Source organism: Sphingobacterium pedocola, assembly GCF_015209965.1.
Taxonomy (GTDB): Bacteria; Bacteroidota; Bacteroidia; order Sphingobacteriales; family Sphingobacteriaceae; genus Sphingobacterium; species Sphingobacterium pedocola.
The window spans coordinates 509,990-530,714 of the sequence record NZ_MU158691.1; the positions used below are offsets into that span (position 1 = coordinate 509,990).

A 20,725-nucleotide genomic window follows, 5' to 3' on the forward strand; every position below is an offset into this window, starting at 1 on the left:
ATTTATAAAACGAATTAAGCGATTTTTGAAAAAATTTATCTTTAAACCGAAGTTAATTTCATATTAAGTTTACGTTAAGTCACTTATATTGCAAAATCTCTTCTTAATTTTGCTTTCGATTTAACTATTTAAAAGAAATATGAAAAAAATCTTTACTCAACTGGCAGCAATATTTGTATTGATGTTAATTTGTAACGTTTCTTTAGCACAGCGGTTGCTTAAAGGAACTGTGACGGATGGTAATTCTCCAATTGCCGGCGCATCTGTGTCCATAAAAGGAGGAACAGCAGGGACGTCGACTGATGCAAGAGGTAATTTTACATTATCTGTTGGAGAGGCAAGTGGTGTTGTATTAGTGAAATATATTGGATATCTCACAGCACAAATAAGGTTTACAGATGCTACCACTGATATTGGAAACATCGTGTTGACGTCTAGTGGATCTGAGAATTTGGAAGAAGTAATTGTGGTTGGTAGAGGTATTATTGATATCGCTGAAGATAGACAAACTCCTATAGCTGTATCAACTATTAAATTACTTGAGATTCAGGAAAAGTCTGCAGGTAATGTGGAATTTCCTGAAATAATGAAACATACACCTTCTGTATATATCGCAGATCAAGCGAGTGGTTTTGGAGATGCAAAGATGTTTGTTCGTGGTTTCGATCAGTCAAATACTGCTTTCTTACTCAACGGGCAACCGATTAATGGAATGGAAGATGGAAATATGTATTGGTCAAATTGGTCTGCGATGGCAGATGTGGCAAACGTTATTCAGGTACAGAGAGGATTAGGCTCATCAAAGTTGGCAATTTCATCAGTTGGTGGTACGGTAAATATCATAACCAAAGCTACTGAACTTAATAAAGGCGGCTATGCACGTATGATGACCGGTAATGATGGATACGCGAAAGCTACTATTGGTTATAATACTGGAATGATTGGGAAATGGGGTGTATCCTTTATGCTTGACGGTTGGAGAGCTGATCGTAAATTTGCAAGAGGTACTGCAGGTGCTGGACAGAATTACTTTGTATCTGTTGGGTTTAAGCCAAATGAAAATCACAATTTTAACTTTATGATCTTTGGTGCACCACAATGGCATGACCAGAACTTCTCAAAACCGTTAATGACGAGGTATAATGAGACAGATAATCAGCCAACTTCGATAAATACTCCTGGATGGGATATTACGGGTATAAAAGGTAATTCAAATTATGGACGTTACGATGGAGAAGGCTTTTCTGCTAGAACGAATTTTTATCATAAGCCGGTTTCTAACTTAAACTGGGACTGGACAATTAACGAAAAATCATCTTTGTCAACTGTTCTTTATGCGTCAGTTGGTCGTGGCGGTGGTACTGGACCACTAGGTAGAGGCTTATTTCATACGGGATATGAACCTTACGGTGGGGGATACTTAAGTGATGGCTCTGCAAACTGGGCCGCCGTTGCACAGAATAATGCCATTTTAGCTGACGGCGTGAGTGGTACGAGTTCCACCGGAGCTGTATTAAGAGCTTCTGTTAATAATCATTTTTGGTATGGCTTGGTAACGAACTACAATTTTGATACGAAAAAGTATTGGACATTTAACGTTGGAGCTGATATTAGAATGTACCAAGGTGATCACTTCCAACAACTTGTTAACCTTATTGGCGCAAAAGGCGTGCTCGCGAGGCCAGCAAGTGATGCAGACGGTCATCTCGTGTCGAAGACTTTCTCAACAAATCCATGGTCTTCTTTGTTCAATAATGCAAAGGAAGGCGAACGGGTAGGATATGACAACGCGGAAAAAATAAATTATCAGGGAGTTTTCGGTCAAGCTGAATTTAGCAAGGACGGTTTTACTGCTTTTATACAAGGATCTTTATCCAACCAAGGTTATCAAAAGATCAATAGATGGAATTACGAAGCTGGTTTAACCAAATCGGAGTTTGATAATAAATTTGGATACAATATTAAAGGAGGAACTTCTTATACTTTTGATGGTGCTCATACACTTTTTGCAAATGTAGGAAAGTATTCTCGTCAACCTTACTTGGACAATGTTTTCATTTCAAATACTGTTGATTTTGCCGATCCATCAGTTGATAATGAGGAGATTTTTGGTTTAGAGGCTGGGTACAAATTTACAAACAGTTTTTTGAGGGCTAATCTTAATGCATATTACACCTCCTGGGATAATCGGTTTACTGATTATTTTTCGCAAGATTATGCAGTTGGAAATACCGAGTACGATGATGTCACTTTCTTGTTTACAGGTATTGGGCAATTGCACAAAGGGATAGAATTAGATTTTGACGCTAAGTTGCTCCCCACCCTAAACTTAAGAGGTTTCGCATCTATCGGTGATTGGAAATATGATGGTTCGTCTCCTTATCGTGTGCGTGATGCCGATTCTTTTGATATTATATTTGAAGATGCTAATGGGCAGGACTTGACGGGTGTAAGGGTCGGAAATGCTGCTCAGACTACTGCTGGTTTAGGAGCGAAGTATTTCATTCTCCCTAACTTTTCGATTGATGCCGATTTCAATTACTATGCAAGACTTTACGCAAATGTAGATATTGAAGACGTTATTGAATCATCACTTGCAGGCTCAGTTTATCAGCCGGAAGAATTAGATGGCTTTAAGACAGTTGACGGTGGTTTGAGCTATTCCTTCAAGTTGCGCGATGGTCAGAGTATCAAGTTTAGGGGAAATGTGAAAAATATTTTTAACGAAAAGTATTTTGCAAGGGCTGATGCAAACGGATATGTCTACGGTCTAGGAACGACATGGAATGCGGGATTAACATATAGCTTCTAACATATATTTAAGGATTTATCACTTTTCTGATAAAATGCCCTGCTCTTCATCAAGAGCAGGGCATTCTTTTTTATATCTTCCGTTGCCGGAAACATCAATATCCCTACGATTAAGCCCACGAATCTTTTGAAAGGTAAGGGGGGCTAAGCGTTAATACTAACTTCGTGAACCGGCTGGATAAAACTACCGTAACCCGCCCGGCTCTCGATCTATAATGGGACCGCCGTGCTCTCTTGTATTTCTCGCGGAGGGGATTTCAGGCGCCGGTGGAACGTACCCATCTCCCTTTCTTTCCTCACTTGTTTCATTATCCTCTTCTTCTTGTTTTTTTTGCGCTTCTTGTTCAGCTTTCAATCGCTTCAATTCTTCCGCTTTCTCCAGATCTTTTTCGTTCTCTTGCGTATTCATAATAATCCTCGTTTTAACGTTTTAAAATTATGTTTCCATCTTCGATGTTAACGAGTCAACATTTTAAAACCGATCTTGTTTAGATTTTTTGAATTCTTCGTCTTTAGACCGAAGGTCGATGCTACCTATAAGCTGTTACCTGAAGCGACTAAAAATTTGGCTTTAACAAATATTTATCATAGAAGCGGAAAATATGTTCCACGGCTTCTTCAGGCGTGTCAACCAACCGGTAGAGATTTAGATCTTCTTCGCTTATATTCTTTTCGGTAAGCATGGTGTTTTTAATCCAATCGATGAGCCCACCCCAGTATGCTTTTCCAACCAATACAATGGGAAATCGGGCAATCTTTCCGGTTTGGATTAATGTAATAGCTTCAAATAGTTCGTCCATAGTACCAAAGCCGCCTGGCATAACAATATATCCCTGCGAATACTTCATAAACATGACTTTACGCACGAAAAAATAATTGAATTCCAATAATTTATCTCGGTCGATGTATTTGTTGTGAAATTGTTCGAAAGGTAAGTCAATATTCAGACCTACTGATTTACCTCCTGCATTGTAGGCGCCTTTATTGGCTGCTTCCATAATCCCTGGGCCACCGCCCGAAATAACACCATACCCCTTTTCCGCTAATAATCGGGCTATCTCCACCGTCATCTCATAATATTTATTTTCGTCGGCCGTACGTGCGGATCCGAATATTGATACGCAGGGGCCTATTTTAGCCAATTTTTCAAAACCATCAACAAATTCCGACATGATTTTGAAAATCTGCCAAGAGTCTTTTACTTTTATTTCTTGCCACGTTTTATTAGCAAATGAATTCCTTATTCTATCTTCTTTAGCCATTCTTTGTAAATAATGTTATCCTCACAATATAATAAATTTTGCTGAATTGATGAAGCGATGAATAAAGTTGCGCTTTTTATTTTTTACTTTTGATTTTTGAGTTTTTACTATTTACTTTTACAGCATGAATTTCTCGTCAAAATTATTAGAGCAAGCTGTTGATGAGTTTGGTAGGCTGCCAGGGATTGGAAGGAAGACAGCATTGCGGTTGGTTTTGCATTTGTTAAAGCAATCGAATACGGAGGTATCCCGCTTTACACAGTCTCTAAATAATCTTAAAGAAAATATTAAATACTGTAGCACTTGCTTCAACATATCAGATGAGGCTACGTGTGAAATCTGCCAGTCGTTAAAGCGAGATAAATTAACGATATGCGTGGTAGAAGATACGCGTGATGTGATGGCTATTGAAAATACAAATCAATACCAAGGAGTGTACCATGTGCTTGGAGGACTTATTTCTCCGATGGATGGGATAGGGCCTGCCGATCTTAAGATAGAGGGGCTTATCGATCGGCTAAGAAATGGAGAGATCAGTGAGGTTATTTTAGCCTTAAGCGCTACGATGGAGGGCGACACGACGATATTCTATCTGTATCGTAAACTAAAGGAATTCAATGTTCAAGTCAGTACAATTGCACGAGGTATTGCTTTCGGCGGTGAACTGGAGTATGTGGACGAAATTACATTGGGTAGATCTATCGCGACGCGTGTGCCTTATGAACGAAATGTAGGCTAAGAATAAGATATTTTAAGCACTCTTCATTTTTGTAATGACCCAGATGAATCCAAAACTCGTACATATAAGAACACAACCGGTGATAGTCCATAGTGTATTGTAACCGAAATGTTCTGCCGTAAATGTCCCAAGAAAAGGAGATACAATATTTGCCGCTGCAAACGCCAAAGAATTGAATCCCATATAGGCACCTTGATTTTGTAATGAAGCTCGTTGTATTGCAATGGTAGCGGTAAAAGGTAAGGTCAGCATTTCACCCACGGATAGGAAAAACATCGCGAGGTAAAGCCACAAAATTCCGAAATCCAAGTTCAGCATCCAGTAGGAGAAACCGGCAATAGCCGTTCCCCAAAACATGATCTGTTTTACGCTAAAACGGTGTTCTACGAGATGGACTAACACCATTTCAAATAATACGATAACAAAGCCGCTAAATCCTAAAATGAGTCCTATCTGGCTTGCATCCATCGCATAAACGTCTTTGTAGAATAGGGGTAAGGTGCTCAAAAGCTGAAAAAAAGCCATTGAAAAAAGACAGCAGAGGATATTAAATAATATAAATAAGCTATCGGTATAGGCACTTTTAGCAGGCTTGTTGGTTGGTATTTCTGCTCTCACCGATTGGTCAATTTTTTTATTCCCTTCCTTATCCTTAAAAAAATAGATAAAAACGATTGCGGCGACACCTGCTGCCATCGCATTTCCGTAAAATATCCAGTCGTAAGAAAAGGTCGCTAAGAAACCACCTAAAGCCGGACCTATAGAAAAACCCAGATTTACAGCCATACGATTTAACGAATAGGCTTTGGTTATATTTTCAGGCTTGGCATATTTGGCTACAGACACTGAGTTAGCTGGTCTGAAAATATCCGCCACCAATGTTAGTATAAATATCATCAACGACAAACTTTCGAATGTTCGGAAATGAGGGGTAATCAGAAATAACGGGATGGTGAGCATTAAACTCCAGGTCTGTACCTTGAAATTGCCAAAACGATCTGTAAGCCAACCCCCCAGCCATGACCCGCACACGGAACCCAAACCAAAGCAACCTAACACTAATCCCACCTGGGTTTTACTGAAATTTAATTCAGATGACATATAAATCCCTAGAAAAGGGATTACCATCGATCCAGTACGATTGATTAACATGACTAATGCCAGTAACCACGCGGCTGGAGATAGACCGTTGTAAGATTTAATATATAACCGGACTATAGTGTTCATGCGCAAATAATTCTAACTCATCGGCACGGCTGCCTGCGAAAGGCAGTTTTTTAAGACGTGCGGCTCATCCCGAAAATAAATTTAAAAGAGTGTGAAGATAGTACTTTTATTGTATATTACGCTACGATTTGCCGATCCATTTCGGAGGATATGGTGTAATTATTAAATACGGTGCGTTTGCTTTTTGTAGCGGGGTTAAATATGAAATCGATACGCCCTAGATTGGCACCACCGAAACCCGCTTGATTAACTAATGTTATCTTACCATCCATATTTTTGATTTCGGTAGGTTTATCCAGAAAAGTGTGGGTATGACCGCCAACAATTAAATCTATATCTTTAGTGCTAGCGGCTAATTTTAAATCCGATATCGTATCATCTTGATATGCATATCCCAAGTGTGATAAGCAAATTACCAGATCGCATTTTAATTCGTTTTTTAGTTTGTGCGTGAGACGGGTTGCCACCTCCAAGGGGTCTAGATAACGCATTCCTACATAATTGTTAGGATCTACTAGGCCTTCCGTATTTACGCCTAATCCAAATAAACCTATTTTTATGCCGTCTTTTACAAAGGTGATGTGCTCTTTAGTTTTTCCAGCGAGTGCCGTATTGGAGAAATCATAATTCGATGTGATGAAAGGAAAGTTAGCGCTATCAAAGTGCTTGAGTATACCACTTATCCCATTGTCAAATTCGTGGTTGCCAAACGTTCCTGCGTCGTACTGGAGTTTTGACATTAACGCTAATTCGACTTTACCTTCAAATAAATTAAAATAAGGTGTACCTTGAAACATATCTCCTGCATCCAATAGCAACACATTTTTCTCCTCTTGCCGGATTTTTTGTATCAGAGTGCTCCGGCGGGCGACTCCTCCTAGACCTTGAACTTTCGAACCGTCCATAGGGAATGGCTCTATACGGCTGTGCACATCATTTGTGTGAAGAATGGTAATCTTTACTTCTCTCCTGGAGCTTGCTTCAATCTTGTTGGTATATGAATTAAAGGCACAAAGTGCTCCTAATGCCGACATTTTCCGAATAAATGATCTTCTATTGAATGATTGTGATTCTACCATCAAGCTGTGTGTTTATTTTTTTATTCTCTTTTGTTAACTGCTCTACATACTCAATTAAACCTTCACGCACTAGGATAGGTGTATTAATTCGATTTAATGGATTGTTCAGGCCCTTTACATTATCTCCTCCGTTCGCCAAATAGTCATATGTGACCAACTTATATGATTTCTCTGGATCGATGGTTTTCCCATTGAGCATGAGATTTGCAACTTGATTGTTTTTTATGGTCATAACAAAACCTCCTATAGGTTGGCCACCTGTATTGGCGATGAAATTGGCTAATATCAATAGATCTGAGCCTTTCATCTCTAATATGGTGATCGTATTTTCGAAAGGCATGAGTTCGAATAAAGAACCTACAGTGACAGGACCTTTTTTTAATTCTGAACGGATACCTCCTTTTGTTGAAAATGAAATTTCCACAGTAGGGTCCACTTTTTTTCCAATTTCCAATAGTGCATCGGCAAAGAAATTTCCTATTAAAAATTCAGGTTCTGTACGACTTTTATTTAAGAATTTTTCTGAAAAACCTATTTCACGGTTCATCTCGCCTTCCATAGCTGTCTTGAAAGGGGTATAATAATTTACAATTGAAGTGTCTGCGGGCAAATCTGCATTAACGGAATAGGTAATCGACCGGTTACCGCCGACAAGATAAGTGCTCTTGCAACCAACGAAAAACAACACTGCAACCAAAGTCGATAAAAAATGTACGTTACGCATAGAACTTGTATTTCAACTTACGAAGCTAAGAAGAAACTCAGTCGCAACAAAGACAAACAGATTAAAATATTGTAATGTTATCGTAATGTTGGACGACAGATACTTCAATAATTGAAGTGTTTTATTTTCTATCTTTGGGGGGAAATAATTCTGGGGATAATTTGGCATGTAGATTGTCTTCACTAGTTAAACTAAATCATAGATGTTAAAGAGAATTTTATTCAGTAGTGTGGCTATTATACTTGTATTTTCGCTCAGCAGCTGTTTCGATATCGTCGAAGAAATCAATTTTCAATCCAATGGTGCTGGAAAGATAAAAGCAACCTTAAATTTGAGTAAAAGTAAGACCAAAGTTGCTTCATTGATGCTCTTGGATAGTGTGAATGGTATAAAGGTGCCAAGTAAGACGACAATCCAAAAGGAGTTAAATGATATTGTAGGGATCCTTAAGCAAACAAAGGGGATAAGTCAGGTAAATTCTAGTTTGGATTTCAATAATTATATCGCGACGCTGGAATGTAATTTTAGCAACGTAGCGGCCTTAAATACATTTACTAAGACGCTATCGACTAAATTTAAAACAAATATATCTGGATACACTACTTATGCTTACGATGCGTCAAATAAGGTGTTTGTTCGGAAATATAATGCGTCGCAAGATGCGAAAAAAGAGTTTACGAAATTAAAAGGAGAAAATCAAAAGGCTTTTAACGATGCTTATTTTACGAGTATATATCGATTTGCTGAACCGGTAAAAAGCCAACAAAACAGCAAGGCTAGTATTTCATCCAATCGGAAAGCGGTGATGCTCAAAACGGGTATGCTGGAACTCATCAACGGCACTACAAACCTCTCCAATACGATAGCACTTAATTAAACTTTGAAAAATCTCTAGGCAGAATCCACTGAGATGGCAATAATGATGTCAAGATTTGCCGTATACACCCCGGTATCATAAGCTGGTGAGCTTAAATAGGGTGAGAAATAATGAATAATATCAATTAAAATAACATAAACGGATGAATACAAAACTTATTTTTGCTGCACTTTTACTTTTGATGGGGCTATCGCGGGCCAATGCGCAAAACCATTTTAAAAAACTGCCAGCTGATATCAATTTTCTAGCTACTTTCGATACGAAAAATTTGTTTCAATTAATGGATACGAAAGATGTCAACGCCACATTGAACAAATTGGATTTTTTTAAAAAATTAAGCGATTCACTATCGCAGGATATTCATCAGATTGAGGATCTGGGTATCAACCTTGCGTCTAAATCATATGTGTTTACCCGTCTAGCCGATAGTATTACATTTATTGGTGCATTGATTCCACTTTCGGATGTTAAACGCTTTCAAGCATTTATTCCTACCCACAAGAAAATACAGGTCGTAGACGGCTTGCAGACTATTTATTCAGTAGATCGTAGCATTCGAATTAGTTGGGATGAAAATACGGCTTATGTGATGACCGGCGTGCTCAAAGACAGTTACTTGGATAGGGAAGATGTCAAAGAACGCTATGGCTTGGCAGAGAATCCGTATTACGATTATTATGGTACGGACGATGTAATGGTAGATAGTATTGAAGCGGTGGCAGACGCCACATATGAATACGATTATGTAGATACGGTGATGGATAGTGCGGACGCATTCTATGCAGGGATTGAAGATACAGCAGCTATTGCGATAGAATATGACGACTATGATGTAGTTAGTGATAGTAATTTAATAATGATAGATTCATATGATGATTATGATACGATTACCGATAATGATATGTTGGATTCCATTGGGTATTCGATCTATGAGAATGAGGAGGATGTTTATCAGGATGAAAGCAATACGGCATATTATAGATGGCTGGCACAAACTGACTCTATAAAGGACCTGATTGTAAGTGAATGGATTGACGCCGAGATGACTAATATCATTACAGGGAATTATAAATCCTTTGTAGTGCCGAAAGGATTCACCGGAAAATCCAATAAGAATACGGTTGCACATTATTGGATAAAGAGTGTGGACGAACTGTATCAGAATTTTATGCCCACAGGTATTATAGAACAGGCATTTGGAATAGGTTCACTTTCTAAATTAAAATATGGTTACGAGCAAGCGAATTTGTCGTTTGATGTGGACAAAAATAAACTGAAGTTGCACGGGGCATTGAATCTGGATCAGGAAACATCCAAAATATTTAAGAAAATTTACGACAAAAAGCTCAATCCTAAAATGTATAAATACCTCGATAAAGATGCATTGGGTTTTTTATCTTTAAGTATTAATTCGGAAGCTTATTTGAAATATATTCCGCAGTACATTCAAAAATATTATGGAGCTTTTGTACCGCGGTATCAAGAAGCTTTCTCGGTCGGTGCCATGCTGTTCGACATTATCGTGGATGAAAAAGCAGTAGCAAAAGTGTTCAAAGGTGATAATCTATTTGTGCTTAATGGTGTAACGAAACAGGAAATTACCTATACCGATTACGAATACGACGAGGATTATAATTACAAACAAATTGAAAAAACTAAAATGGATGAGATTCCACAGTTTTTGTGGATGTTTTCTTCAGATGACATGCGTCTCTTTGAACAGTTATTGGAGCTAGGTGTGAATCAGGAAGAGGTTTTGTTGGAGAACGGGATCTATAAAATTGGAAAAATATCTCGTCAATTCAGTAATTTCTATGTGTTAATGAAAGATGGTATCGTTTTCTTAGGCAACGATGAAAATCAGATCACTGCTATAAAAAATAATACATACAAGCCCAATGTAGATGGCGCTAGTATGAAGATAGCGAAGAAGAATCGCTTTGCAGCTTTATTCCATGTAAACAAGATACCGACATTGATAGAAGAATTGGATCTTCCGGTATCGAGAGACTTAGATAGTCTCACGGCTGATCTCGCACAGTATGGTGATTTTTATGTGATATCTCCTGGTATGAAGGGAAATAGTTTCCAAGGTGAACTCGGGATAGAATTCCCAGACAAGGATAAAAACGCACTATACTTTTTGATGGATTTAATCGAACGATTGGCGGTTACTAGATAAGAACTAAGGAAAGTATGATGCGGAAATTTTTCTTTGGGCTCCTAATTGTTATACTTCTTCTCATTGGAGGGGTTTGGATTTTTTTTAGTGTGCGTGCAACAGAGTCGTTGGATGTAGAGGTGCATAAAGATAGCGACGTGCTGATTCAGGTATCTGTCGATCAATTGTTGAGAGAAATAGCTACAAATGCCATAATGCACCCTTTTACGTATTTTGAAAAAGATACCTCGGAGCGAATGGGAGATGGGGCGACAGAGCGGATTAAGATCTGGCAGGCAGGATGGACTGTACCAGCGCGACTTATATTTTTCTCGACTCCTGAAGACTCTGCTGTATTTTATAGCCTGCAGAAAATAAGCGATGTTGAACGTTTTCGCAAGTTTGCGCTCCAAACTCTGGACATTAATGTGGATTCGCTTCTCGACCCGACCGACCTGTTGTATTTGGTGTCCAAAAATAAAAGGATCGCGTTGCTCAGCGATGAACACAATTTTATTCTTTCCGTCGGCGTTAGTTCAAGTGATCGAAGAGAACGTATGGAGCATCTACTGACAAATGATAATGGGGATTTAGTGCAGATCGGTGCTATTGCTAGCACGGATTTCCTCGAAACCAAATCGGATATACTATATGCTAATCTCCATGATGGCACCATGTTAAAGATTGATTTTGAGAACGGAAGAATGCAGGCGGAAGGAGTGCTTTATTCCACATTGTGGAAAGCTAATCCCAAAGCGAGAAAAGGTATCCTGCACGAAAGTAATATCTTGAATGTGACACTAGACGCAGATTTAAGTCCACTCATGCAAAAATACGAATCGACCTTGGCAAATCTCAGAATTCCAGTTGATACTTTGCGACGTTATTTCGGCGGATATATAGATATACAATGGAAACAAGGTAATGTGGCACAAACGGATACCATAATTGCCTACGAAATGGACGAAAATTTTGAGATGAGTGAGAAAAAAGAATTAAGGGAAGAATGGGTGCCAAATCTACAAATCACGGTTAAGGCCTCTCCTCATTTAGCTGGTTATATACCTGAAAAGATTTTTTATAAATTCACAAAAAAAACAAAACTGGATATGATCGGACTTGCCACATCTACAGACTTCGAATTAGACGAGCAATTAATGGATAATGATACTTATTTTTCCTTTGTGATGCAGAATATGAAAGATGAAAAACTGCTTTTGGACTGGCTTTCTATACTGGAGCATATTCAGAAAATAGAATTGGGTGCTACGTATGTAGCACCTCATGTATCTTCTATATCGGGCGAGATTGTCTTCACGCAATCAAAGATACATAGTTTGTATCAATTGATGAGATAAACACTTAGTACCTGTTAAGAAATGAACTATTTACTAACAGGTACTTTTATGTTGATCTTTAAAATTTCACCGACACTACTTTTGCCCGTCAATCCATAATCTAATCTGTTTAGTTCAAAATCACCTAAAAAAATAGGCGTAGATGCGTTAGCGTCAAAAGTGAATAATATACTTATAGGTTTTGTCGTGGATTTGATGGTTAGATTACCGCTGACTTCATAGCCATCAGTCACTTTTTTGAATTCGGTCGATTTGAAATAAATAGTAGGGTATTGTTCCACATCGAAGAAATCATCTGCTTTGGCATGTTTAGTTTTTAGATCGTTTCCAAGATTCAACGTGTTGACATCAACGCTGAGGTCCATATCGGCTCCACCAAGATTATCTGGATCAAAATGAAGTGCTCCCTTTAATCCGCCGATAGTTCCACTTGCTTTTTTCGTTTCAAATTTGATGATGTAGTCGTTTTCGTTGATTTTCCAACCGATGATGGAATACATGGCCGAAGTACTGAGGATAAAGAGTAGTACACCGAAGGTGAGGCGTTTGGTTGTTTTCATCTTTCTGTTCTTTTGTTTTTAGCGCTATTAAGCTGTAACAAATATAAATTTAATTCACTAACTAGTTGTATGAACATGACCAAAAACTAAAATACGAGCTTAACAATTAGATAGTTAATCGTTCTTTCGCAAGTTTTAATGGTATATACGCTTGATCTATTTGCAAGAAAGCCTCACTGGGATCTTTTCAGCGAGGCTTTTGTCATTTTTACCTAATCGAACTCGTTAACTAAAACTATTTTTTTGCATATAATTCTTCGCGTTGCGCTTTTACCACGTCAGAATTGATATATTCGTCGTAGGTCATCAGCTTATCGATGATGCCGTTTGGAGTTAGTTCGATAATACGGTTTGCTACTGTTTCTGTTAATTCGTGGTCACGAGAAGTAAATAACATCGATCCTTTAAAATCTTTCATGCCATTATTTAGAGCGGTGATGGATTCCAAATCCAAGTGATTGGTAGGCTCATCAAATAACAAGAAATTTGCTCCTTGTAGCATCATTCTCGAAAACATGCAACGCATTTTTTCGCCTCCGGATAATACCGAACATTTTTTCAGTACTTCTTCACCCGAAAATAACATTTTGCCCAAAAACCCGCGGATAAATTGCTCATCAGCATCTGGTTTAGTCGTGTAATCACGCAGCCAATCGATTAAATTATCCGTTTTCCCATCAAAAAAGCTCGCATTTTCGATGGGCATATCTGCGGGCGTAATGGTTATACCCCATTTAAACTCTCCTTTATAATCTTGGTCGCGGCCGGCAAGTATATCGTAAAAAGCAGAAGTAACAAGTGAATTTTCTGAAAGAACAGCAATTTTATCGCCTTTATTGACCATAAAACTAATGTCCTTGAAATAGACTTCGCCATTTATAGTTTTACCCAACCCTACAACTTGTAAAATTTGATCCCCCGGATCTCGATCCATGGTGTTAAACATAATCGCTGGATACTTCCTATTGGAAGGTTTGATGTCATCGATGTTAATCTTATCTAATGCTTTCTTACGTGAAGTGGCTTGTTTCGATTTAGAAGCATTGGCCGAAAAACGACGAATAAATTCTTGTAGTTCTTTGACCTTATCCTCCATTTTCTTATTCTGATCCGTACGTTGTTTCAGGGCTAACTGAGAAGATTCATACCAGAATGTGTAGTTACCCGAGTAGATCGACATTTTGCTAAAATCAATATCGACGATATGTGTACATACTGCATCTAAGAAGTGACGATCATGGGACACAACAAGAACGATTGCCTCATAGCTCGCTAAAAAATCCTCTAACCAAGCAATGGTATTAATGTCCAAATCGTTGGTCGGCTCATCCAAAATTAAGATATCTGGTTTTCCAAACAAAGCCTGCGCTAATAAAACACGAACTTTTTCGTTACCGTCTAATTCCTTCACCAATTTGTAGTGGAGACCCTCTTTAATTCCTAAATTACTTAAAAGGGTAGCAGCATTACTTTCGGCGTTCCATCCATCCATTTCGGCAAACAAGCTCTCTAGTTCTCCAGCGCGTTCGCCATCTGCATCAGAGAAGTCCTCTTTCATGTAGATGGCGTCTTTTTCTTTCATCACCTTATATAACTCCTGATTTCCCATCATTACGGTTTCAATAACCGAGAATTCATCAAATTGATAGTGATTTTGGTTAAGCACAGACATACGTTCACCAGGAGTGAAAGCAACCGATCCCGTGCTGGGATCTACTTCGCCGGATATAATTTTTAGGAATGTAGATTTTCCAGCTCCATTTGCACCGATAATACCATAACAATTTCCTGTAGTAAATTTTAAGTTTACGTCTTCGAATAGCACACGTTTGCCGAAGCGAAGCGATAAATTAGATACATTAATCATGTTGCAAAGATAAGCTTTATTCTCTAATTATGGAACGATAGCAAATCGTTTGCTTGTAGAGATGCTCTAATTATTATTTATGATTTACGTTAAAAAAACAGTTTCTTTACAGTAATTATGTAATTCTACTTGATATATAACCGAAATAATGGAAAATATTGTTAAATCGATTTCAAATTTGGTGTGGAGTGATGTTTTTATCTTTCTATGCTTATTCACTGGTGTATATTTTTCTATACGTACGAGGTTTCTACAAGTTACCTATTTACGGGACATGCTTAGACTGCTGTTTGCAAAAAAAGTATCTGATAAAGGTATCTCTTCTTTCCAGGCATTTGCCTTAGCTATTTCTGGAAGGGTAGGAACTGGGAATATTGTGGGTGTGGCTACAGCAATTTTTATGGGGGGACCAGGTGCTGTATTTTGGATGTGGACCATTGCTTTCTTCGGGTCTGCATCTGCTTATGTAGAGTCTGCACTTGCTCAGGTTTATAAGCAGAAAGATGGCGAGGAATTTAGAGGAGGACCTGCTTACTATATCGAAAAGGGATTGGGTGTGAAATGGTATGCCGTTATTTTTGCAATAGTAACAATTATCAGTACTGGGTTATTATTGCCAGGGGTACAGAGTAATGCAATAAGCAGTACCCTTTCTAATGCATTCAATCTCGCGAATCCAATTTTGGAAATTGGAAATATTGAATTTACCTTAAGTTGGGTAGGTCTGGGAATCGTTGCGTTGTTGGCGGTGATTATTATAGGAGGGGTAAAACGGTTGGGACAAGCATCAGAATTTATTGTACCCTTCATGGCAGGTGCCTATATATTGATGGCGATTGTGATTATTACCATCAATATTGCGCAGGTTCCGGCTGTTTTTCGACTGATCTTTAGCTCGGCGTTTAGTGTAGATGCTACATTTGGTGGTATTATGGGAATGGCTATTGCTTGGGGAGTGAAAAGAGGTATATATTCTAATGAAGCGGGTCAAGGTACAGCACCTCACGCGGCAGCAGCGGCGGCAGTGAAGCATCCTGCCCAACAGGGGTTGGTTCAAGCCTTTTCCGTCTATGTAGATACATTATTCGTATGTACAGCCACTGCGCTGATGATTTTGTTTACAGGGATGTATAATGTGGGGGGGACATTTGATAGCGCAGGGAATGCGACAGCTTACATCGTTAACAATATTCCGGGGGTAAATCCAGACGGATTTACGCAGGCAGCTGTATCACATCACTTTCCGACTATCGGAAATCAATTTGTGGCTTTAGCGCTGTTTTTCTTTGCTTTTACCACTATCATGGCCTATTATTACTATGCGGAAACAAATGTTGCGTATATATTTAAGGGTGCACGTGCGAAAATTTTTATTTGGGCACTTCGTGTTTTATTTTTAGCTGCAACTTACTTTGGCACTGTTAGAAGTGCAAATTTGGCTTGGGATCTCGGAGATATCGGCGTTGGTCTAATGGCATGGGTCAATCTAATTGCAATACTGTTAATGAGCAAAACTGCAATGAAAGTGTGGAATGATTATGTGACCAAGCGCAAAATGGGAATGTTGAACCCAGATTTTAATCCTAAGGAGCTCGGCATAAAGAATGCTGATTTCTGGGAAAACCGCGGACAATAAACTAACATATGGATAATACAAACGGTTTTATATTATCCGTATGTTAGTTCCGAAAATCAGTGTGATTGAAATGATAGGTGGTGCGCAATACAAGTGTTAAAAAGCCCCAGCGCACGTCGTTGCGAAAATCAGAACAAAGGTTATGACCAGCAAGACAAGAAAAGTGGTGTAAGGTGTTCTTCTCATAATTCTTTTAATTGTTGAGTTTGTTTTAAGTAACACCAACACAAATGACGTGCCTTAAACAAAAAAACGCCCTTTTTATAGTAAATTTAATGTTACTTTGTTTTTAAAAGACATTTTTTTTCTTTAAGATATACAAAAATCACCTGTTGATTACGGAGGGCATATTTTTTTGAGAAGATCATTCAAGTCTGATGGATTAAAATCAAGACAAAACATTTCTCGTATGATGTCCGTCAACTTAGAAGTTTGTTGTAGTAGATTAACGAGTGGGATTGCGATTTAATATAAAACAATAAAACTGCGTTGCAGTTTTTGTTGATACTATTTTGAACACAATGTATCCAAAGGAGAGTGCTTAGAAAGGTAAAAATGATACAAAATAACAACGGCTACCCGTATAGGTAGCCGTTGCTTTTAGTATTAAATATAAATTCGATTAGCTCAATTTCACATTAATAGCATTTAGACCTTTAGGCGTACGCTCAACTTCGTAAGTTACGGTATCACCTTCTCTAACTTGGTTTTTTAATCCTGAAGTGTGTACAAACACGTCAGCGCCACCATTTTCTGGAGTAATAAAACCAAATCCTTTAGTTTCATTAAAAAACTTTACAGTTCCTGTATTCATTATATTTTTTTATTAGTATTAAGGCAAGGATAGGTATAATTATTCGTAATCCGCTCTTTTCATGTTAAAAGTATTTTCATATGACAAAACTTTTAGATTCTACCATCATAAGAGCGCAAAATTTCGATTTTTCAATTTCATTTCGTATCTTTGTATGAAAGCCTTATACATCACCTCGCTTTAACTGTCTTTCAACAAGTTTCATAAAGCCCGTTGGTCGCTAAGACATATTTTAATTTATTCATTTACATTATACACGTTTAATGGGGCAAAGCCAAATTACATTCAGAAAAAAAGAACAAGCAAAGAAAAAGCAATTAAAAAAGCAACACAAGCAAGAGAAAAAAGAGTTCAACAAACAAAATAACGACAAAGGAAAGTCCTTTGAAGAAATGTTTGCGTATGTTGACGAGTATGGTAATATATCAGATACCCCTCCTTTAAAGAAATACGAATTTAAAGAAGAAGATTTGTTACGACCAGAAGTAGAAGACGAATACAATTACGGAAAAGTATCGTATTATAATGATCAAGGACATTATGGGTTTATTCGCGATAATCTATCAAGACAAACAGTATATTTTAATGACAATTTAGTTGGATTTGTACTGAAAATTGATCAAAAGGTCAAGTATAAATATAGAAGTTCTAAACAAGGAAATCAGGTCTCAGAAGTTATTTTGGAACCGTAATTATTTTGATTTGCCTACTATCATATAAAAACAAGGAAGCCAGTCTACATTTATAGACTGGCTTCCTTGTTTTTATATGATTCTTTCCTTTTGTTATTTATTCGAGGCCATTTCCTTTATTACATTGACATGTGAATTGAAGGCTTTTGCAAATGTTGGGAACTCGATATAGTTAATTTTGTACTCCACACAGGTCTGACGAATAATCTTGTTGATCGCTGGATAGTGGATATGGCTTATTTTTGGAAATAAGTGATGTTCAACCTGAAAATTTAATCCTCCTAATAACCAAGTCAAAAACTTGTTTTTCGTAGCAAAGTTTGCGGTAGAATTCAATTGGTGAATCATCCATTCATTTTCTATTTTCCGATTATCATCTTCTACGATATTAAAGCTTGTTTCGGAAACCACATGCGCCAGTTGGAATACAATAGCTAACATCAGCCCGCAGACTACACCTACAATTAATAAACCAATTAGTGTCTTAATCGGACCTACAAAAATGATAGGCAAAATAATGAATAGAATCAGATTAATAGCTTTGCTTATCCAAAAAATAACTTTTTCACGTACCGGAAAACTGAAAGCATTATTATTCTTTCCTAGTGCGGCTTTAAAGTACTTTTCATAATCTTGATAGAAAATCCAGGCAAGATAGGAGATACCATAGAGTGCGAGGAAATAATATTGTTGAAATTTATGATGTTTCTGATACTTTTGTTCTTTATGTAAACGCATGAATTTAACATCTATATCATGGTCTTCACCTTCGATATTTGTGAAGGTATGATGTGCTATGTTGTGCTTTAATTTCCAAAAATAGATATTTGCACCCATCAAGTTGGCGCTATAAGACAGAATGTTGTTGAACTTCTTGTTTTTAGAAAACGTATCGTGACCTGCGTCGTGCATTACATTAAAGCCAATTGCGGCAAGATTTGCGCCAAATAAAGCACATAGAATAATGCCGATCGCCCAATGTGGCTGTACTAAGAGCAATGTACTGTAAATCCCTAAAAAGCTAGCGAAAAGAATAATTCCTTTAGCCAAAATTTTACGACCCCCAGTTTTATTGAGATTGTTATTTTTAAAATATGTATTTATTTTCTCCTTTAGCGCTTTGGAAAATAATGTGTTGGCGTTGTTGAATTTAATTGTCGATTTCATTAAGAGTTGTAATACTCTGTTACTAGGAGTGGGTTTAATTTTTATTATTTATCTATAAATCGAATATAAGTAACGTTATTCTGTTTTAAAGATAGGGAATATTATTGAGAGCAAGGATGTTAAGTTTAGTTAAATAAAAAAAGGAACTTAAATCTTCAAAATTCCTTTTTTATTTCGCACTATTAAATTTTAATGTTTAAAGTGCCGTACGCCAGTAATGACCATCGCTAATCCTTTTTCATTGGCCATATCTATAGACAATTGATCTTTAATGGAACCGCCCGGTTGTAACACCGCCGCTATTCCAGCTTCGCCTGCAATTTCTACACAGTCTGGAAAGGGGAAGAAAGCGTCGGAAGCCATCGCACTCCCTTTTAAGTCAAAACCAAATGCATGTGCTTTTTCAATGGCTTGTTTCAAGGCATCCACCCTGGAAGTTTGACCTACTCCGGAGGCAATCAATGTTCCGCTTTTCGCAAACACAATCGTATTTGATTTTGTGTGTTTTACAATTTTATTGGCAAAATAAAGATCTTCCAGCTGCTCTGCGGTCGGTTTTATATCCGTTACCGCTGTCATCAATTCTGGTCCTTCCACCGTATGATCTTTATCTTGGAGAATTACGCCATTCAATAATGTCTTGAATTGATCCGCAGGTAGATTAACTTCTTTTCGGACCAAGATGATTCTATTTTTTTTAGCAGTAAGTATTGATTTAGCTTGCTCGCTATATGACGGAGCAATCAATACTTCGAAAAATAATTTGTTGATTTCCTCAGCAGTCTCGGCATCTAATTCCTGATTTGTAATTAATACGCCTCCAAAAGCGGATACAGGATCACATGCTAGTGCATCTATCCATGCTTGCTTTACAGTTGGGCGAGAAGCTACACCACAGGCATTGGTGTGTTTTAAGATCGCAAATGTGGGCTCTTCAAATTCATCTATGATAGCGACTGCTGCGTCTACATCTACTAAATTGTTGTATGATAATTCTTTCCCGTTTAATTTATCAAACATGGCATCTAGATCCCCAAAGAAAACTCCCTTTTGATGTGGATTTTCTCCATAGCGTAATACCTGCGATTTTTGTTGGGATTGTTTAAAGACGGTTAATGGCTCTTCTTGGTTGAAATAGTTAAAGATAGCAGTATCGTAATGAGAAGAGGTATTGAAAGCCCGCTTGGCAAAAGACTTACGTTGTTCCAGTGTGGTTACACCGTCTTGAGATGCCAAAATTTGTTCTAACTCGGTGTAATCTGTCTTCGAAGAAATGATGACAACATCGTTGAAATTTTTTGCCGCGGCACGGATTAGCGAAATGCCACCTATATCGATTTTTTCAATAATATCTTGTTCGGAAGCTCCGGAAGCCACTGTTGCTTCAAATGGGTATAGATCTACGATAACCAAGTCAATTTCCGGAATTTCATATTGCGCTAATTGTTGTTGGTCACTTTCTAGTGGACGGCGGGAAAGGATACCGCCAAATATCTTTGGATGCAGCGTTTTGACCCGCCCACCTAAAATAGAGGGATAGCTCGTTAGATCTTCAACACGTACTACGTCGATATCTAAATCACGGATGAAGGCTTCCGTACCGCCTGTCGAGTAGAAAGTAACTCCGTATTTATTTAGAAGTTGAATAAGAGGGGCAAGGTTGTCTTTATAGTAAACAGAAACCAGTGCATTTTTAATCTTAACAGGATGATTCATTATTCTTTATTTGGAGCCGCAAAGATACTAAAATT

General features: G+C 37.8%; 17 protein-coding genes. 7 read left to right on the plus strand and 10 right to left on the minus strand.

The annotated features are described in order from the left end of the window. Positions 1 to 139 precede the first annotated feature (139 nt). Positions 140 to 2,812 (plus strand): TonB-dependent receptor, encoded by a 2,673-nt coding sequence (locus tag C4F40_RS18130; protein WP_196940824.1) that lies wholly within the window; start codon positions 140 to 142, stop codon positions 2,810 to 2,812. A 183-nt stretch (positions 2,813 to 2,995) separates the two neighbouring features. Here C4F40_RS18130 and C4F40_RS18135 read toward each other — a convergent pair whose 3' ends face one another. After that, positions 2,996 to 3,220: a hypothetical protein gene (locus C4F40_RS18135; protein WP_196940825.1), complete on the minus strand. Its 225-nt coding sequence runs from the start codon at positions 3,218 to 3,220 to the stop codon at positions 2,996 to 2,998. Between the two features lie 148 nt (positions 3,221 to 3,368). Next, positions 3,369 to 4,073 carry an LOG family protein gene (locus tag C4F40_RS18140; RefSeq protein ID WP_196940826.1) on the minus strand — a complete coding sequence of 235 codons (705 nt, stop codon included), beginning with the start codon at positions 4,071 to 4,073 and terminating at the stop codon, positions 3,369 to 3,371. Between the two features lie 124 nt (positions 4,074 to 4,197). Here C4F40_RS18140 and recR point away from each other — a divergent pair, with 124 nt between their 5' ends. Continuing rightward, positions 4,198 to 4,812 carry a recombination mediator RecR gene (recR, locus tag C4F40_RS18145; RefSeq protein ID WP_196940827.1) on the plus strand — a complete coding sequence of 205 codons (615 nt, stop codon included), beginning with the start codon at positions 4,198 to 4,200 and terminating at the stop codon, positions 4,810 to 4,812. Between the two features lie 12 nt (positions 4,813 to 4,824). Here the strand turns inward: recR and C4F40_RS18150 are convergent, their stop codons facing one another. The 3 genes from C4F40_RS18150 to C4F40_RS18160 form a co-directional block, all read right to left on the minus strand. Continuing rightward, a complete protein-coding gene (locus C4F40_RS18150) occupies positions 4,825 to 6,039 on the minus strand; it encodes an MFS transporter (protein WP_196940828.1) in 1,215 nt (404 codons plus the stop codon). 116 nt (positions 6,040 to 6,155) lie between these two features. Next, positions 6,156 to 7,118, minus strand: a complete 963-nt coding sequence (locus C4F40_RS18155; protein ID WP_196940829.1) for a bifunctional metallophosphatase/5'-nucleotidase — start codon at positions 7,116 to 7,118, stop codon at positions 6,156 to 6,158. Further along, a complete protein-coding gene (locus tag C4F40_RS18160) occupies positions 7,093 to 7,842 on the minus strand; it encodes a 5'-nucleotidase C-terminal domain-containing protein (RefSeq protein WP_196940830.1) in 750 nt (249 codons plus the stop codon). Before C4F40_RS18160 ends, C4F40_RS18155 begins: the two co-directional genes overlap by 26 nt. Positions 7,843 to 8,044: 202 nt before the next feature. Here C4F40_RS18160 and C4F40_RS18165 point away from each other — a divergent pair, with 202 nt between their 5' ends. The 3 genes from C4F40_RS18165 to C4F40_RS18175 all read left to right on the plus strand — a co-directional run bounded on the left by C4F40_RS18165 (position 8,045) and on the right by C4F40_RS18175 (position 12,238). Beyond that, positions 8,045 to 8,719, plus strand: a complete 675-nt coding sequence (locus tag C4F40_RS18165) for a hypothetical protein (RefSeq protein WP_196940831.1) — start codon at positions 8,045 to 8,047, stop codon at positions 8,717 to 8,719. Between the two features lie 142 nt (positions 8,720 to 8,861). Beyond that, positions 8,862 to 10,901, plus strand: a complete 2,040-nt coding sequence (locus C4F40_RS18170; protein ID WP_196940832.1) for a hypothetical protein — start codon at positions 8,862 to 8,864, stop codon at positions 10,899 to 10,901. Between the two features lie 14 nt (positions 10,902 to 10,915). Beyond that, the gene (locus C4F40_RS18175; protein WP_196940833.1) at positions 10,916 to 12,238 is read left to right on the plus strand and encodes a hypothetical protein; all 1,323 of its coding nucleotides are present in this window, start codon (positions 10,916 to 10,918) and stop codon (positions 12,236 to 12,238) included. Between the two features lie 26 nt (positions 12,239 to 12,264). On the opposite strand, the gene C4F40_RS18180 is transcribed toward C4F40_RS18175, so the two are convergent. Further along, complete coding sequence (locus C4F40_RS18180; RefSeq protein ID WP_196940834.1) at positions 12,265 to 12,798, minus strand: YceI family protein; 534 nt, start codon at positions 12,796 to 12,798, stop codon at positions 12,265 to 12,267. A gap of 235 nt (positions 12,799 to 13,033) precedes the next feature. Continuing rightward, positions 13,034 to 14,665: an ABC-F family ATP-binding cassette domain-containing protein gene (locus C4F40_RS18185; RefSeq protein ID WP_196940835.1), complete on the minus strand. Its 1,632-nt coding sequence runs from the start codon at positions 14,663 to 14,665 to the stop codon at positions 13,034 to 13,036. A gap of 148 nt (positions 14,666 to 14,813) precedes the next feature. Here C4F40_RS18185 and C4F40_RS18190 point away from each other — a divergent pair, with 148 nt between their 5' ends. Next, the gene (locus tag C4F40_RS18190) at positions 14,814 to 16,301 is read left to right on the plus strand and encodes an alanine/glycine:cation symporter family protein (protein WP_196940836.1); all 1,488 of its coding nucleotides are present in this window, start codon (positions 14,814 to 14,816) and stop codon (positions 16,299 to 16,301) included. Positions 16,302 to 16,923: 622 nt separating this feature from the next. On the opposite strand, the gene C4F40_RS18195 is transcribed toward C4F40_RS18190, so the two are convergent. Continuing rightward, a complete protein-coding gene (locus C4F40_RS18195) occupies positions 16,924 to 17,115 on the minus strand; it encodes a cold-shock protein (protein WP_136821091.1) in 192 nt (63 codons plus the stop codon). A gap of 263 nt (positions 17,116 to 17,378) precedes the next feature. Here C4F40_RS18195 and C4F40_RS18200 point away from each other — a divergent pair, with 263 nt between their 5' ends. Next, on the plus strand, positions 17,379 to 17,807 hold the full coding sequence (locus C4F40_RS18200; protein ID WP_231390123.1) for a cold-shock protein: 429 nt from the start codon (positions 17,379 to 17,381) through the stop codon (positions 17,805 to 17,807). A 93-nt stretch (positions 17,808 to 17,900) separates the two neighbouring features. Here the strand turns inward: C4F40_RS18200 and C4F40_RS18205 are convergent, their stop codons facing one another. Further along, positions 17,901 to 18,974, minus strand: a complete 1,074-nt coding sequence (locus C4F40_RS18205) for a fatty acid desaturase family protein (RefSeq protein ID WP_196940837.1) — start codon at positions 18,972 to 18,974, stop codon at positions 17,901 to 17,903. Between the two features lie 189 nt (positions 18,975 to 19,163). Further along, positions 19,164 to 20,690: a bifunctional phosphoribosylaminoimidazolecarboxamide formyltransferase/IMP cyclohydrolase gene (purH, locus tag C4F40_RS18210; RefSeq protein ID WP_196940838.1), complete on the minus strand. Its 1,527-nt coding sequence runs from the start codon at positions 20,688 to 20,690 to the stop codon at positions 19,164 to 19,166. Between the last annotated feature and the right edge of the window lie 35 nt (positions 20,691 to 20,725).

Coding starts and splice junctions, on each gene's coding strand:
- C4F40_RS18175 (WP_196940833.1), top strand. CDS start 10,916: ATGATGCGGAAATTTTTCTTTGGGCTCCTAATTGTTATACTTCTTCTC.
- C4F40_RS18135 (WP_196940825.1), bottom strand. CDS start 3,220: ATGAATACGCAAGAGAACGAAAAAGATCTGGAGAAAGCGGAAGAATTG.
- C4F40_RS18195 (WP_136821091.1), bottom strand. CDS start 17,115: ATGAATACAGGAACTGTAAAGTTTTTTAATGAAACTAAAGGATTTGGT.
- C4F40_RS18150 (WP_196940828.1), bottom strand. CDS start 6,039: ATGAACACTATAGTCCGGTTATATATTAAATCTTACAACGGTCTATCT.
- C4F40_RS18140 (WP_196940826.1), bottom strand. CDS start 4,073: ATGGCTAAAGAAGATAGAATAAGGAATTCATTTGCTAATAAAACGTGG.
- C4F40_RS18165 (WP_196940831.1), top strand. CDS start 8,045: ATGTTAAAGAGAATTTTATTCAGTAGTGTGGCTATTATACTTGTATTT.
- C4F40_RS18180 (WP_196940834.1), bottom strand. CDS start 12,798: ATGAAAACAACCAAACGCCTCACCTTCGGTGTACTACTCTTTATCCTC.
- purH (WP_196940838.1), bottom strand. CDS start 20,690: ATGAATCATCCTGTTAAGATTAAAAATGCACTGGTTTCTGTTTACTAT.
- C4F40_RS18160 (WP_196940830.1), bottom strand. CDS start 7,842: ATGCGTAACGTACATTTTTTATCGACTTTGGTTGCAGTGTTGTTTTTC.
- C4F40_RS18130 (WP_196940824.1), top strand. CDS start 140: ATGAAAAAAATCTTTACTCAACTGGCAGCAATATTTGTATTGATGTTA.
- C4F40_RS18185 (WP_196940835.1), bottom strand. CDS start 14,665: ATGATTAATGTATCTAATTTATCGCTTCGCTTCGGCAAACGTGTGCTA.
- C4F40_RS18190 (WP_196940836.1), top strand. CDS start 14,814: ATGGAAAATATTGTTAAATCGATTTCAAATTTGGTGTGGAGTGATGTT.
- C4F40_RS18170 (WP_196940832.1), top strand. CDS start 8,862: ATGAATACAAAACTTATTTTTGCTGCACTTTTACTTTTGATGGGGCTA.
- C4F40_RS18200 (WP_231390123.1), top strand. CDS start 17,379: ATGGGGCAAAGCCAAATTACATTCAGAAAAAAAGAACAAGCAAAGAAA.
- C4F40_RS18155 (WP_196940829.1), bottom strand. CDS start 7,118: ATGGTAGAATCACAATCATTCAATAGAAGATCATTTATTCGGAAAATG.
- recR (WP_196940827.1), top strand. CDS start 4,198: ATGAATTTCTCGTCAAAATTATTAGAGCAAGCTGTTGATGAGTTTGGT.
- C4F40_RS18205 (WP_196940837.1), bottom strand. CDS start 18,974: ATGAAATCGACAATTAAATTCAACAACGCCAACACATTATTTTCCAAA.